At 40.6% G+C, this 15,023-nt stretch carries 14 protein-coding genes and 4 tRNA genes; 14 read left to right on the top strand and 4 right to left on the bottom strand.

What is annotated here, in order from left to right; genetic code table 11:
- The first annotated feature begins 131 nt into the window (after positions 1-131).
- Both A3G3_RS0106735 and A3G3_RS0106730 read left to right on the top strand, forming a co-directional pair.
- A complete protein-coding gene (locus A3G3_RS0106735) occupies positions 132-1,052 on the top strand; it encodes a hypothetical protein (RefSeq protein ID WP_019519775.1) in 921 nt (306 codons plus the stop codon).
- 90 nt (positions 1,053-1,142) lie between these two features.
- The gene (locus A3G3_RS0106730; protein WP_019519774.1) at positions 1,143-1,613 is read left to right on the top strand and encodes a hemerythrin domain-containing protein; all 471 of its coding nucleotides are present in this window, start codon (positions 1,143-1,145) and stop codon (positions 1,611-1,613) included.
- A gap of 64 nt (positions 1,614-1,677) precedes the next feature.
- On the opposite strand, the gene A3G3_RS0106725 is transcribed toward A3G3_RS0106730, so the two are convergent.
- Together A3G3_RS0106725 and A3G3_RS0106720 are read right to left on the bottom strand one after the other, a co-directional pair.
- Entirely contained in the window at positions 1,678-2,085 is a 408-nt protein-coding gene (locus tag A3G3_RS0106725; protein ID WP_019519773.1) for an MAPEG family protein, read from the bottom strand.
- A 39-nt stretch (positions 2,086-2,124) separates the two neighbouring features.
- Positions 2,125-2,535: an OsmC family protein gene (locus A3G3_RS0106720; RefSeq protein WP_019519772.1), complete on the bottom strand. Its 411-nt coding sequence runs from the start codon at positions 2,533-2,535 to the stop codon at positions 2,125-2,127.
- 360 nt (positions 2,536-2,895) lie between these two features.
- On the opposite strand from A3G3_RS0106720, the gene A3G3_RS0106715 reads away from it, so the two are divergent.
- The 8 genes from A3G3_RS0106715 to A3G3_RS0106675 all read left to right on the top strand — a co-directional run bounded on the left by A3G3_RS0106715 (position 2,896) and on the right by A3G3_RS0106675 (position 6,469).
- Positions 2,896-3,408: an RNA pyrophosphohydrolase gene (locus tag A3G3_RS0106715; RefSeq protein ID WP_019519771.1), complete on the top strand. Its 513-nt coding sequence runs from the start codon at positions 2,896-2,898 to the stop codon at positions 3,406-3,408.
- 81 nt (positions 3,409-3,489) lie between these two features.
- The gene (locus A3G3_RS0106710) at positions 3,490-4,017 is read left to right on the top strand and encodes a DUF302 domain-containing protein (protein ID WP_019519770.1); all 528 of its coding nucleotides are present in this window, start codon (positions 3,490-3,492) and stop codon (positions 4,015-4,017) included.
- 108 nt (positions 4,018-4,125) lie between these two features.
- Complete coding sequence (locus A3G3_RS0106705) at positions 4,126-5,442, top strand: FAD-dependent oxidoreductase (protein ID WP_019519769.1); 1,317 nt, start codon at positions 4,126-4,128, stop codon at positions 5,440-5,442.
- Between the two features lie 15 nt (positions 5,443-5,457).
- Positions 5,458-5,856 (top strand): rhodanese-like domain-containing protein, encoded by a 399-nt coding sequence (locus A3G3_RS0106700; protein WP_019519768.1) that lies wholly within the window; start codon positions 5,458-5,460, stop codon positions 5,854-5,856.
- Between the two features lie 166 nt (positions 5,857-6,022).
- A tRNA-Thr gene (locus tag A3G3_RS0106690) sits at positions 6,023-6,098 on the top strand.
- Between the two features lie 43 nt (positions 6,099-6,141).
- A tRNA-Tyr gene (locus tag A3G3_RS0106685) sits at positions 6,142-6,225 on the top strand.
- A gap of 72 nt (positions 6,226-6,297) precedes the next feature.
- Positions 6,298-6,371 (top strand) — tRNA-Gly (locus A3G3_RS0106680).
- Between the two features lie 23 nt (positions 6,372-6,394).
- Positions 6,395-6,469: transfer RNA gene (locus tag A3G3_RS0106675), tRNA-Thr, on the top strand.
- Between the two features lie 110 nt (positions 6,470-6,579).
- Here the strand turns inward: A3G3_RS0106675 and fdxA are convergent.
- Positions 6,580-6,903 (bottom strand): ferredoxin FdxA, encoded by a 324-nt coding sequence (gene fdxA / locus A3G3_RS0106670; protein WP_019519767.1) that lies wholly within the window; start codon positions 6,901-6,903, stop codon positions 6,580-6,582.
- 49 nt (positions 6,904-6,952) lie between these two features.
- A complete protein-coding gene (mutS, locus tag A3G3_RS0106665; RefSeq protein WP_019519766.1) occupies positions 6,953-9,898 on the bottom strand; it encodes a DNA mismatch repair protein MutS in 2,946 nt (981 codons plus the stop codon).
- Positions 9,899-10,115: 217 nt separating this feature from the next.
- Between mutS and secA the strand changes: the two genes are divergently transcribed.
- From secA to A3G3_RS0106645, 4 genes are all read left to right on the top strand, one after another.
- Positions 10,116-12,926: a preprotein translocase subunit SecA gene (gene secA / locus A3G3_RS0106660; protein ID WP_019519765.1), complete on the top strand. Its 2,811-nt coding sequence runs from the start codon at positions 10,116-10,118 to the stop codon at positions 12,924-12,926.
- Positions 12,927-13,087: 161 nt separating this feature from the next.
- Positions 13,088-13,507, top strand: coding sequence for a hypothetical protein (locus A3G3_RS0106655; protein ID WP_019519764.1), 420 nt, complete (start codon positions 13,088-13,090; stop codon positions 13,505-13,507).
- Between the two features lie 23 nt (positions 13,508-13,530).
- Complete coding sequence (gene phoB / locus A3G3_RS0106650; protein WP_019519763.1) at positions 13,531-14,223, top strand: phosphate regulon transcriptional regulator PhoB; 693 nt, start codon at positions 13,531-13,533, stop codon at positions 14,221-14,223.
- Between the two features lie 32 nt (positions 14,224-14,255).
- Positions 14,256-14,711: a hypothetical protein gene (locus tag A3G3_RS0106645; RefSeq protein ID WP_019519762.1), complete on the top strand. Its 456-nt coding sequence runs from the start codon at positions 14,256-14,258 to the stop codon at positions 14,709-14,711.
- Positions 14,712-15,023: the final 312 nt, after the last annotated feature.

Raw genomic sequence — 15,023 nt, 5'->3', positions numbered from 1 at the left:
AAAATAGGTAAAACTTTCGCTTATTTTACGGATTTTACACTAAAAAAACATTGCTATTTTGTAACGTTACTTTACAATACCAGATAAACTTTCGGCGTATTTATTTAATTTTTATCATCAATGGATGCTTTATGTTAAAATTTATTGCACGGCATAGCACGATTTTTATGCCATTATGTGCATTATTCGGCTTCTTATTCCCACAAGTATCCAATGCGGTATTGCCATTTTTACCGCAAATTTTGTTTTTTTTGATGTTTTTTACCTTGCTCGGTATTGACCAAAAAAAACTCATGTCTCGTCTTGCCACGCCTGCTGTGTGGCGGTATGCGTTGTTTCAGGCTAGTGGATGTTGCGTGATTATTACTGTCGTTGCCTATTTGTTTGGAGCTAGGGGTGATTTGTTGTTGGCGATTTCGGCATTGGGGGCGACCGCACCGTTATTTGGCAGTGGGGCGATTGTCAATGCGGTAGGTTTTGATGCCTTGCTTGCGACGGCAAAGACCATTTTGGCGACTTTGATGATGCCTTTTTCGTTGCTTGTGGTGCTGTGGTTACTCGGTTCGGCAGATGCAAGGCTGGATTTTGTAGAGTATTTTCAACGTTTATTGATTTATATTGTTGCACCGATGTTGCTTGCGGTGGTGGTAGGCCAAGCAATTTCTTTAGAAAATTTAAATAAAATTTATCCAAAAGTTGCTCAGTTTAACATCATTTTATTGCTCATGTTTCCGTTGGGATTAATGGGTGGTTTTCGGGCGACGTTTGACAAAAGTCCGATAAATGCTTTACTATTAATGGGTTTGGCGTGGGTGTTGGCATTTGGTTTTTATTTTGGGGCGTATTTTTTATACCTAAAAAAAGGCAAAGAAATCGCTATTATTTCCGCCTTGGTGTGCGGTGGGCGAAACGTGTTATTGACTTATACCATTGCTACCCCGTTTTTGGGAGCGGTATTTTTGCCATTAATGGGTGCTTTGCAATTACCGATGTTTTGTTTACCCTTGGTTGGCAAAACCATGGCGAAAAAATTACGTCATAATAACAATTAACAACAAATTTGCGTTAAAATCATAACGGTAAATAGCAATTTTTCTTGTTAAAATAGACAATATTTGACCAATTTTTTTAAAGGAAATCCTATGGATATCAACACTGAACACACCATTTTCCAAGCTTTAACCGCTCGTCACGATATACAACGTGTCTTGTGCGATAAATTGGAAAAATTAATTAAAAACAATGAATTACAACAATCCAAAGATTTTTACCCACAGTTAGATATTGAGCTAAAAGCCCACGCCACCGCCGAAGAACGCCATTTATATGTGCCTGTGATGTCGCATGATGACGGTATGGACTTGTCCCGCCATGCGATTGCCGAGCATCATGAAATGGACGAAATGATGGCAACACTTAATGACGGACGTACGAGCGATGATAACTGGCTAAAAACTTGCGAAGCCCTTATCCATGAAGTGCGTCATCATTTAAAAGAAGAAGAAAATAAGTTTTTTAAAGATGCCAAAACCTTGTTGGACAAAGAAACGCAACAACGTTTGGGGTCATTGTACCAAGTGGAACATCATGAATTTGAAAAAAATCATGGTTAACGCTTAAAAAGCTAAAAAAAGATTTGCAAATAGGCAAATCTTTTTTTTGCTTGTAAAAATTTTATTAATTTAATCTTATTACAATATAAAATAATAATAAAGGGCATGCCATACTTAATAGCCAAATTAACGAGCGAAAAGTCGCCCAATTCATCACGTACGCCACGGCATACACCACTCGTAGCACTACATACAACCACGCCAATTTTGCCACGACAGACAACGGCACAAAAAATAACAACGCCGTCAGCACCGATGCCAAAAATATTGGCAAACTTTCAAAACTATTTTGTTGTACCGCATTGGCACGAGCTGCCATACCTGTTGCCGTTGCCAAAGAATGGCGGGGATTTTCGTTGTCTTTACGTTTAAAACCCGATAAAATTTTGGCAAGCATGGCAAAGACAAACGGTAACAAACACGCTACCACCATTGCCAAAATTACGCTGTTATTGCTTGCAAAATACATCATGGTATTGCCTTTTTTTCGTGATTGATAATAAGTGAGGAATTAAATATGAATAATTTCGTAGTCATGCGTGATGTTCACGCCCCCATTCTCTAACATCCGACTGGCGGAGCAGTATTTTTCGGCGGATAATTCTACTGCTTTTTTCACTTGAGCTTCTTTGACATCCTTGCCTGTTACCACAAAATGCAGATGAATGTCAGTAAACACCGCAGGTACGGTGTCGGCACGAGTGGCAGAGAGTTGGCATTTGACATCACTGATTGGTTGACGGGATTTTTGTAAGATGCTGACCACATCATAACTGGCACAGCCCCCAAGCCCCATTAAAATTAATTCCATGGGTTTTGCCCCAAGTTGTTGGGCGGAATCCATGATGATTTGATTGCCTGTTTCACTGATGGCTTCAAAGTTAATTACGTCGTTTTTTAGCCAATTTACGGTTGCTTGCATGAATTTTCCTTGATTATTTATTTAATTTACTTGAACAATATTTGTCAAAAATTTGTCAAATTTGTTTTGTTCATAATAGGGGGTTCTGGCTGAAAGTCAATGTTTTTTTGTAATTTTTTATCTGTGAAACAATTTTTAGCAAATAAACATTACACTTTTTGTTAAAAAACTGTTTTAATAGGCACTAAGAATGGCAGTGGTCGCATTGTCAATGTTTTTATATAAATTATCAATTTTCCCATAAGGTTTTTTTTAAAATGGTAACTTAAAGCAAACTTTTTGTAATGATTTTTATCATCAAAAACTTGATAATCCGATTGCCTGTCAAATTTTTAACAAAAATTGAAAAGGTAATTCGTCATGATAGATGCAGATGGCTTTCGTGCCAATGTCGGTATCATCTTGGCAAATACGCACGGACAAGTGCTTTGGGCAAAACGTGTGGGACACGATGCTTGGCAGTTTCCGCAGGGCGGTATTCACTATGGTGAGACGCCTTTGGATGCGATGTATCGTGAGCTGTGGGAGGAGGTTGGGCTGTTTCCTGAACACGTCAAACTGCTGTCACAAACCCAAGATTGGCTACGTTATCGCTTGCCAAAACGTTTTGTTCGTCAAGGGCAAAATCCGATGTGTATTGGGCAAAAACAAAAATGGTTTTTGCTTGAGCTAGATGAAAAAAATACCACGCATATCCGTTTTGATACGGCAAAACCTGAATTTGAACAATGGCAGTGGGTAAGTTATTGGTATCCGCTGAACCAAGTGGTGGCGTTTAAACGCAATGTCTATCGTCGGGCGTTGTTTGAGTTGTCGTCACAGTTGCCGTTAAAACCTGAATTGGTTTTGCCAAATACGGCGTTGGTTTATTAGTTTATTAAAATGTCAAATTAAAGAAAGTTCACAACGGTGGGCTTTTTTCAAATTTGTAAAAATAGTCAAAAGGAAAAAAATATGAAAAAATTAACGTTCGTCATATTGTTAAATGCTATGTTGCTAACCGCTTGTCAAACACAATCAGCCTTATCAAATTCAAACGTGATGGCAAAACCAACCCAATCCCAATTACAACAACCACAAATAAAGCAGGGACAAACCATGTCAAAAATTCATACCGTTAAAAGCAAATACACCTTTAGCGATACAGTAAATAAACTTACCCAAACGATTGAGAATAAAGGCATGACCGTCTTTAGCATCATTGACCACCAGCAAGCAGGGCAGAATGTCGGTTTGACGATGCAACCTGCCACTGTGATTATTTTTGGCAATCCCAAGGCTGGCACGCCACTCATGGTTAAAGACCCAATATTTGCTTTGCAATTACCATTAAAGGTGTTAGTCAGTGAAGTAAACGGTGACGTTTTGGTAAGTTTTAATGACACTCAGGCGATAATTGAAGGTAGTGACATTGAGTTTAAAGACGTTGAGAATACGCTATTAGGGGCGGAAAAACTCATCCAGAAAACCGTCAGCGAATAAAAAATGTAAGAAAATGGCTTAAAGTTGTGTCTAATCATTATATTTTAGTAAAGTGGGCTTAGACCGCGAATTTATCATATCCATCAATTTATTAACAAAGAGAACCTTATGAACATTCATAACACTGACCATTTAATCATCGGTTTTGGTAAAGCTGGCAAAACCCTTGCCAAAACTTTAGCTAACAAAGGTGAAAGCGTCATTTTAGTAGAACAATCCGCCCAAATGTACGGTGGAACGTGTATTAATATTGGCTGTATTCCTACCAAAAAATTGAAATTCTTAGCTGAAAACGGTAGCGACTTTCACTCAGCAATTGTCAAGAAAAATGAGCTGATTGGCAAATTAAACCACGCCAACTTTGACATGATTGACAAAGTCGCTACGGTTATCACAGGTAAGGCAGATTTTATTGATAGCCACACCGTCAGCGTAAAAACTAATATTGACACGCATACGATTACCGCCAAACATATCTATATCAATACAGGGGCAAAATCTCTCATTCCTGATATTGACGGCATTCACACAACTAGTGGCATTTACGACAGTACAGGCATTATGAATCTTGCCAAAAAGCCCGACACGCTTGTTGTTATCGGTGGTGGGTATATTGGGCTTGAGTTTGCCAGTATTTTTGCCGAATTTGGCACGCAAGTAACGGTGCTCGATACAGTTGCTGAATTTATGCCAAGAGAAGACTCGGATATCACGCAACATTTAAAAAATATTATGGAAAATCAAGGCATTCGTTTTAAATTTAACCAAAAAATTGAACAATTTAGTCATGATAATGGCAAAGTCATGATTAAAACCGCAGATGGCGAACTGAGCAGTGATGCTGTGCTGATTGCCACGGGACGTACGCCAAATACTGATTTTAATCCACAAAATGCAGGCGTGGAGCTGACCGACCGTGGCTTTATCAAAGTCAATGAACATTTACAAACGAGTGAATCACACATTTATGCCATGGGCGATGTGGCAGGTTCACCCCAGTTTACTTATATGTCGCTTGATGATTTTCGGATTGTTAAAAGTCATCTTTTAGGTGATGGCAGTTATACGACGCTTGACCGTACGTTTCCCTATACAGTGTTTACCAATCCGCCCTTGTCAGTGGCAGGTTTAACCGAAAAAGTTGCCATAGAAAAAGGTATGAATGTCAAAACTGCCACACTTTTGGCAAATGCCATTCCAAAGGCGAAAATTTTAGAACAAACCGATGGATTATTAAAAGCTGTCGTAAATGCTGATAATGGCGAAATCATTGGCGTGCAACTACTGTGTGCTGAGTCACACGAGATGATTAATTTTGTGGACTTAGCAATCCGTCAAGGCATGACAGCAAATGACATTGCCAATCATATTTTTACCCACCCAACCATGTCTGAAAGTTTGAATGACTTGTTTTCTCAATTTTGATAAAAGGAAAATTTTATGCAAATCAAAACCTTAGCCATTTTGCCAATCATCTTGGCATTAACCGCTTGCGGTGAAAAGGTCATTAATAATGAGCAGATCTCTCAATTGCCCAATAGCGAGGTCATCCAAACTGCGACTACTAATGAAGTCAAAAAAGCCGAGGGTATCTGGATTGACGTACGTTCGGGTGAAGAATTTAATAGCGGACATTTGGAGGGGGCAGTCAATATCCCCCATGAGGAAATCGGTGACAAAATCAGCGATTTGGTTAAAGATAAACACGCCCCAATTCATCTATATTGTCGCAGTGGTCGCCGTGCCGAAATCGCCAAAACTACCTTAACCGATATGGGTTATACCAATGTGGTCAATCATGGCGGTTATGATGATTTGGTGAAAAAGGGCTTAAAATAAATACAGGGTTGATCAAGCTTTGCCAAAATAGCCACCTGTTTTGGCAAAAATCTTAAAATTTAAGTGATTGATTTTTAAAGTAAAAATAAATTTTTAGCAAAAAAAACAAAAAAAAGCTTGCAATCAAAAATAAATCTGTTAAAATGCTCACACTTTCAAGCGATACGCCGGCTTAGCTCAGTTGGTAGAGCAACTGACTTGTAATCAGTAGGTCGCCAGTTCGATTCCGGCAGCCGGCACCATCTTCCTAGAAGACTTAACGTTGAGTTTGAAATGACAAAATCAGGTGGGGTTGGGGAGCGGTCAAACCCAACAGACTGTAACTCTGTCGCGAAAGCTTCGAAGGTTCGAATCCTTCCCCCACCACCATTTTTCTTGATATTCCCTAATTTACACAACCACATCAAAATACACCCATGGGGTGATTTTTTTGTAAAAATTGCGGGTGTAGTTTAGTGGTAGAACCTCAGCCTTCCAAGCTGATGGTGCGGGTTCGATTCCCGCCACCCGCTCCATTTAATTTTAATATAGCAGATTTGCTCTTGTAGCTCAGAGGTAGAGCACTCCCTTGGTAAGGGAGAGGTCACGAGTTCAACTCTCGTCAAGAGCTCCATATACAACCCCTTGAAATCAGTCTTTTCAAGGGGTTTTTGTTTTAGTATTAGTTGGACTTAAACACAAAAAAGGACTAACGCATGAGTCCTTTTTTTATTTGGGTTTGGATTATTTTTCCAAATATTGCAGTTTATTTGGTACGCCGTCCCATTCTTTATGGTCTGGCAGGGCTTCGATCATGCTGGTGATATTTGGCCATTTTTCCGCAAGTTCGGCGTTTAGCTCAATGAACACTTCTTGCCCTTTTGGTACTTCGTCTTCGCTAAAAATCGCATTGGCAGGGCATTCAGGCTCGCACAAGGCACAGTCAATGCACTCATCAGGGTGGATGACCAAAAAGTTTGGACCTTCGTAAAAGCAGTCCACAGGGCAGACTTCTACGCAGTCAGTGTATTTACAACGGATACAGTTATCGGTTACAACAAAGGTCATGGCGACGGCTACCTTTTATCAGTTTATTAAAAAATGAAAAATAAAATACTTAACACGATATTTTACCGCTTTCTGTGTCATTTAACAATTCTTTTAGGGAATAAATTAATGCTAAAGCCTGTTTTGGGGTTAAGTCATCTGCATCAATACTGGATAATTGTTGGTAAATTTTTAGGTGGTGCAAGGTTTGATCTTGTTTTTCAGGGCGGTTATTATCAGGGTAGTTAGGTTCAGGACTATCCATAGGATTGTCAAATAAATCGGCTTGCTTGTTTTTAACAACTTTTTGTGTGGTGGGCGTGCTTTGATTTAAATTTGTATTAAATTCGGTGTGGCGTAAAAATTGCTGGGCATTTTGCAAAATTTCAGTCGGTAAACCTGCCATTTTAGCAACGTGTAGCCCAAAACTACGGTGCGTTGCTCCTTTGGCAATTTTATGTAATAACAGCAGTTGTCCGTCAATCTCTTGGGTGACTAAATGTTGGTTCAACATTTTTGGGTGTTGTTCGGCAAGTTCGGTCAGTTCAAAATAATGGGTGGCAAATAGGGTCAGACAACCAATTTTTTCTGCCAAAAAATTCACGCACGCATGGGCAATCGCCAAGCCATCTTGGGTACTCGTGCCACGTCCAACTTCGTCCATGAGTACCAGCGAGTTAGCACAGGCTTGGTTCATGATGTTGGCGGTTTCTATCATTTCTACCATAAAGGTGGATTTGCCACTTGCCAAGTCGTCCGCCGAGCCAATCCGAGTAAAAATACGTTTAATCAGCCCAAAATCAGCGACTTTAGCAGGGACGTACGCCCCACAGCACGCCATGAGTAAAATTAAGGCCGTTTGTCGCATATAGGTGGATTTTCCGCCCATGTTTGGACCCGTAATTAGCATGAGGGTTTCGGGCTGTTCATCGGTGGCTAGTTGACAATCGTTAGCGATAAATGGCGTTTTGTTTTTGTTGTGGATAGTTTTTTGGGTAGAAGATTGGGATTGACCTGCTTCTACGACCAAATGCCGACCTTGCTCAATGTGGATATAAGCGTTTGATTTATCTTTATTTTTTTGATAAAAACTCGGACGACACCAATCCCCTGCATATTGGCGAGTGAGCGTTACCCAATTTGCCAAAATATCAAGGTACGCCACTGCTTTGGCAAGTTGTTGTAATTGCGGTAATTGTTGTTGCAAATCGGTTAACAGTTCGTGATAGAGCTGTTTTTCAAGGGCAATCGCTTGGCTTTGGGCAGATAGGTAGCTTTCTTCTACCGCTTTTAGGGCAGGCGTGATGTAACGTTCGGCATTTTTTAGGGTCTGGCGACGGCTAAAATGCGGTGGGGCGTTTTTGGCTTGCAAACTACTAAGCTCAAAATAAAAACCACTTACTTTGTTAAAACCAACTTTTAAGGTCGGCAAATTATGGGCGAGGCGTTCATCATTTGCAAGGTTTTCAAGGGTTTGTTCCACGTTGTTATGCAAGGTTCGCAAGTGGTCAAGTTCGGCATGATAGCCCTGTTTTATCATACCGCCGTCCCGAATATGGCTGGGTGGTTCGTCCACAATGGCGTGTTGCAGTTGTTGTGAAATTTGCCAAAAAATATCATTTTTTTCAATATTCGGCAATTGTTTGGTTAACATGGCGAGTAATGGTGTATCGCTCGTGATTTGCGTTTCATTTAGATGAAAATCAAAGACCTGCTGTAAGTGTTGGCTTAATTGTAAACTCTTGTCTAAACTTTCACGCAGTTTAACACAATCATTTGGTCTGGCAGATAATAGCCCAATGCGTCCGCCGATACGTTCAATATCGCCAATGTCGTGCAAAATTTCGCACAAGGTTACAAATGTGGCTTCGGGCAAATTTTTGAGCTGTTGCACCGCATCTAAACGCCGATGAATTAACCCTGTATTTAATAGCGGTCGGTGCAAATGGTGTATCAATGCCCGTTTACCCATGGGGGTTTGGCAACGGTCAATCACTGATAATAGCGAAATCCCTGAGCTTAACACAGGTTTAAAAATTTCCAAATTTTGTTGGCTAATACTGTCTAATTGCAAAAATTCATCGCCATGTTCTAGGCTAATTTGACGAATATGCGACAGGCTGGCTTGTTGGGTTTGTTTGCCATAATGAAGCACCACCGAACAGCAAGCAGTAGCGAGTTGTTTATCGCTTAAGCCAAATCCTGCTAAGGTGCTGACTTGCAAATGTTGGCACAAATGGGCGTTGGCATTGTCTGTCAAAAATAAACTATGGGCTTGGCTGACAATGGGCAACGGGGTTGGGCAACAATCTTGCAAACAATGTCGCCACGCATCGCTTAATTGTTCGTCAATTAAAATTTCGCTGGGGTCAAAGCGGATTAAGGCTTGGATTAATTCTGCTTTTAATTGTTCTAAATTATCACAGTCTAGCTGACAGGTGCGTAAACTGCCTTGAGCAAGGTTTAATTCAGCGATACCGACTGACATTTTTTGTTTGGCAAAACTAATGGCAATCACGGTTGGGATTTGTCCTTGGTGGATAAGGCTGTCATCGGTGAGTGTGCCTGCAGTTAGGGTACGCACGACTTTGCGAGCCATGATTTTGGGAGCGTTTTTGGATGTTTTGGCAGATTTATCATAATAAACGGTGGTTTCTTTAGATGATTGGTTGTTTGGTACAGGATTGTCATCAGTTAACGGGTTTTCATCATTTTCTACAACTTGTTCACAAATAACGACCGTTTGTCCTGCACCGATAAGCCGAGCGATGTAGCTATCGGCGGAATGAAAAGGAACGCCTGCCATCGCAATGTCGTTGCCTTGTTTGTCTTTACCACGTTTGGTTAAGGTAATCCCCAAAATTTGGTGAGCAAGTTTGGCATCGTCAAAAAATAATTCGTAAAAATCACCCATGCGGTATAACACAAGAGCGTTAGGGTAGCCTGATTTGATATTCAGGTATTGTTGCATCATGGGGGTGTGGTCAGCAATATTTTGGAGTATAGGTTGGTTCATGGTGGTTTTTGGCAATACTTTAAAAGTTAAAAAAGAAAAAGGTTAAAAAAGGTGTTATTTTACGCAATTTTGCAAAAAATTTCAGTAAGTTGTCAATTTTTTGGCAGTTTTTGACGGTTTAAGCAAGCAATTTTTAAAAAAACTGATTAGAAAACTTGTATCTTAAAAAGCCAAACCCATATATAATAGCAAAATTTATTCTTTGTAGGATTGTGCCATGTTAGGTAAAGTGATTGGTAAAGTAGTCGGTACAAAAAACGACCGTGAGCTTAAACGTATGCGAAAATTGGTTGAAAAAATCAATGCGTTAGAACCACAAATTCAAGCCTTGAGCGATGATGAATTAAAACAAAAAACCCTTGAATTTAAAGAAAAATACCAAAATGGCACAAGCCTTGATGTCCTGTTAACTGAAGCCTTTGCTGTATGTCGTGAAGCGTCGTCTCGGGTACTAGGTATGCGTCATTATGATGTGCAGTTGATTGGAGGGATTACCTTGCATGAAGGCAAAATTGCTGAAATGCGGACGGGTGAGGGTAAAACGTTGATGGGAACGCTTGCCATTTATCTCAATGCTATTAGTGGCAAAGGCGTGCACGTTGTGACGGTGAATGATTATTTGGCAACCCGTGATGCTGAGCTAAACCGTCCGTTGTTTGAATTTTTGGGATTGACGGTGGGCGTGATTTATTCACAGCAAAACCCTATGGAAAAATTTGGGGCATATGCCGCCGATATCACCTATGGTACGAATAACGAGTACGGTTTTGACTATTTGCGAGATAACATGGTGTTTAGCATGGACGAGAAAAAACAGCGTCCGCTAAATTTCTGTATTATTGACGAAATTGACTCTATTTTAATTGATGAAGCCCGTACCCCGTTGATTATTTCTGGGCAGGCAGAAGACTCCGCCGAAACTTATGCGTTGATTAATACCATTATTGACCGTTTAAAACCGTCCAAAACCGAAGAAGGTAACCGTGAAAACCGTGAACACGATTTTTGGGTGGACGAAAAAAACCGTCAAATTGAAATTAGCGAAAAAGGCTATGAAAAAATTGAAAAATTTTTGGTAGAAAAAGGGCAAATGAGCGAACACGAGAGCCTGTATAGTCCTGCACGCTTGCCACTCCTTGCCCATGTACAAGCCGCCATTCGTGCCCACCATTTATTTATCAAAGATATTAGTTACATCGTCCAAGATGGCGAAATTGTGATTATTGACGAAAATACAGGGCGAGCTATGCCGGGGCGACGTTGGTCAGAAGGCTTGCACCAAGCGGTAGAAGCCAAAGAAGGCGTGGAAATCCAAGCCGAAAACCAAACCCTTGCGACAACCACGTTCCAAAACTTTTTCCGTTTATACGATAAACTATCAGGCATGACAGGCACGGCAGATACCGAAGCGGCTGAATTTAAACAAACCTATGACATTGACGTAGTAGTTATCCCAACCCATAAACCCATTCAACGGGTGGATTTGGATGACCAAATTTTCTTAACCAAAATGGGTAAATACCATGGTATTATCCGTGAAATTAAACGTATCAAAGAAAAACACGCGCCGATTTTGGTTGGTACTGCCACTATTGAAGCCAGCGAAGTGTTATCGGCACTGATGACCCAAGAAGGCATCGCCCACAACGTGCTAAATGCCAAACAACACGAACGTGAAGCCGATATTATTTCACAAGCAGGAGCACCTGATGCGGTTACCATTGCCACGAACATGGCAGGACGTGGTACGGATATTATTTTGGGGGGTAATTGGCAAGCCCAACTGGCTAAATTAGAAAACGTTACGCCAGAAATGAAAGAACAAGCTCGTGCTGATTGGCAAATTAAAAATAAACAAGTATTAGAAGCAGGTGGTCTGCACATTATCGGCTCTGAACGCCATGAAAGTCGCCGTATTGACAACCAGCTTCGTGGGCGGGCGGGACGTCAAGGCGACCCTGGTGAGTCTCGTTTCTTTTTATCGCTTGAAGATGATTTGATGCGGATTTTTGCAGGCGATAAAGTCGTCAACATGATGCGTGCCATGGGCTTAAAAGAAGATGAAGCAATTGAGCATAAAATGGTATCTCGCTCCATTGAAAACGCCCAAAGTAAAGTGGAAAACCGAGATTTTGACGCACGTAAAAATCTGCTAAAATACGATGACGTTGCGAACGAACAGCGTAAAATAATTTATCGCCAACGTGATGAGCTATTAGAAGCTACCAACTTGCAAAGCACCATTGAAGAAATGCACCATGATGTCTATAACGCCTTGATTAGCGAATTTATTCCGCAAGGCTCGATTGACGACCAATGGGACGTGGACGGTTTGGAAGATGAGCTAGAAGACGAATTTCACATTGCCATGCCAATTAATGACTGGCTAGATACTGACCGCCGTTTGGACGAAGAAGGCTTGCGTGAAAAAATCATTGACGCCGCCATTACCAATTACCGCTATCGCCGTGAGCAAATGGCGGACGATGCAGGGCGACTGGAACGCCACTTTATGCTACAAAACTTGGATAAACATTGGAAAGAACATCTTAACCAAATGGATCAATTACGCAAAGGCATCCATTTACGCAGTTATGCCCAAAAAAATCCCGAACAAGAGTACAAATCCGAGTCGTTTAATCTATTCCAAAGTATGCTTGGGGCGATAAAATCCGAAACGGTACAAGATTTATCCATTGTCCATATTCCAACACCTGAAGAAATGGCAGAAATGGAAGCCCAACAAAAATTGCAAGCCGAACAAATGCGACTGCACTTTGAGCATCAGGAAATGAACGGCATCACAGGCGAAATGAGCGAAGACCCAGATATGGCACTGCGTAACCGTCGTCCAATGGGACGAGCAAATTACCAGTTTAATATGGGAGCAACCATTACTGCCCCTGCAGTTGCAATCGCTGGCGACATGGCAGCAGAAAATCCGTATGCCAACTTAAATATCAGCCGAAATGCTAACTGCCCGTGTGGTTCAGGCTTAAAATATAAACAATGTCATGGCAAAATTTAAACGCTAATTTTAAAAAACAAATCAGTTGTGGTTGGTTAAATATTTGATTTATAATAAACCAAATTGAATTTTTAAAAGGTTGATTTAAATCTTTTAAACAGTCAACTGATATTTATTTTTAAATAAATTTTTCGGTAATTTTCATTTTAAAAGGGGTACATATGATGTACATAACAATAAAAAAAATCAGCTTAATCAGTCTGTTAGCCTTAGCAACAGCACTCACAGCCTGTAGCAAATCTGAACCAACCGAAAAAAACGCTGACAACCTTGCATCGGCTGCTGAAGCTCAAGCCATGCCCATGTCTGCCGCCCCTGCAGATGAAAATAACGCCCCTGTGGTGATTAATGACAGCAACGCCACCGCAGATTTAGGGTCAGATATCGCTGAGCGTAACGCATCAAACGTTGCTGATACCGCCGTTACCCCTGAAGCAGGCGAACCAGCTGAAGCAGGGGTAGACAATTCAGCCATGGAAACAATTAGCGAAAACGACCAAGTGATTGATGACGAACCTGCATCACCGAACGCCCCAAAAGCCAATGATAACAGTGCAGATGTCAATCAAAAAGTACGATAAAACCACTTCATTGTTTAATTAATATGGAAACTATCTTAATCGTAGAGGATGAAATCGCCATTCGGGATATGCTAGTAACTACCCTTGAATTGGCAGGATTTCAATGCCTAGAAGCTAGCGATATTCAGCAAGCATATCAGCAGACTGTGGACAACAGTCCTGCCCTAATTTTGCTAGATTGGATGTTACAAAATGGCGCATCGGGCATTGATTTTTGTCGCCGACTCAAAAAAGATGATAGCTTATCCGAAATTCCAATTATCATGCTGACTGCCAAAGGCGAAGAAGATAACAAAATCCAAGGCTTGGACGCAGGGGCGGACGACTATATTACCAAACCATTTTCTATCAGAGAGCTTATTTCTCGCATCAAAGCGGTATTACGCCGTAGTCCAGGCGTGCCAAATGACAAACTGATTAATATCAATGGCTTATGCTTGGATAAAATTTCCCAACGGGTGAAAATTAACGATACAGCGATTGAAATTGGACCGACCGAATACCGTTTATTAGCGTTTTTTATGACCCACAGCGAACGAGCCTATACCCGTTCACAGTTACTAGACCACGTTTGGGGTGGCAACGTCTATGTAGAAGACCGCACCATTGACGTACATATTCGTCGTTTACGCAAAATTCTAGAGCCGTATGGTTTTGCCGACTATGTACAAACCGTGCGTGGCATAGGCTACCGTTTTTCACAACAGCCTGCCTAATCAAAACTTACAAAAAATTTTAAGGAAGACCCATGACAACACAAGCGGACAACTCACAAACCAAAACCGAGGAAAAAAAATCAAAATTTAATTTGCTAACCTTGGTAAAAGTTGGTCTAGTCACCACCACCACAGCGACCACTGCCACAGCGATTGGCATTTTTGGCACTTATCAATATTTTAAACGCCACACCAAACAACGCAGTGAGCATACTGCACTCGTCGACCAGCAAATCACTGCCCAACGCTATCACGGACGCATCCATAAAATCGGCAACAACGCTACTTTTAGCAACCAATCAGCCACCTATCATCTATACGACCCGATGTCTATTATTGACGATTTGGCAAAACAAGCAGGCGTAAAAGCCACTACTGACAATCAAGTGTTAGATTTTGAAACAGAATTTATGGCAGAACTTAGCCCAAAAGGACATTATGGCATGCTTGGACACCATGACTATCAACTAACCATTTTAAAAGCGTAAAAAATTATTTTGTAAGTTGTTGAAAATTAGAGAAAAAACCAAAAAACCCGATTTTTTTCACAAAAACTGCTTGACTGGAATTAAAAAGACTATATAATACGCACCCACGATAGGGGCAAAGCGAAAGTATAAGGTATAGCGAGCTTTCTTTCAAAGAGAAATCTTTTTTATATTAAATATTTATTTTTTTTTAAAAAAGAAAATAAAAAAAAGCATAAAAAAGAAAACAAAAAAAGCGAAAAAAGTTCTTGACAGCTTAAAAAACTGTGATAGAATATGCGACCTAATCTGACATATGGAAGACATAGTTAG

The organism is Moraxella boevrei DSM 14165 (assembly GCF_000379845.1).
GTDB classification, from domain to species: Bacteria; Pseudomonadota; Gammaproteobacteria; order Pseudomonadales; family Moraxellaceae; genus Faucicola; species Faucicola boevrei.
Note: the sequence above shows the minus strand (reverse complement) of the source record. Positions and strands in the feature narration are given on the sequence as shown.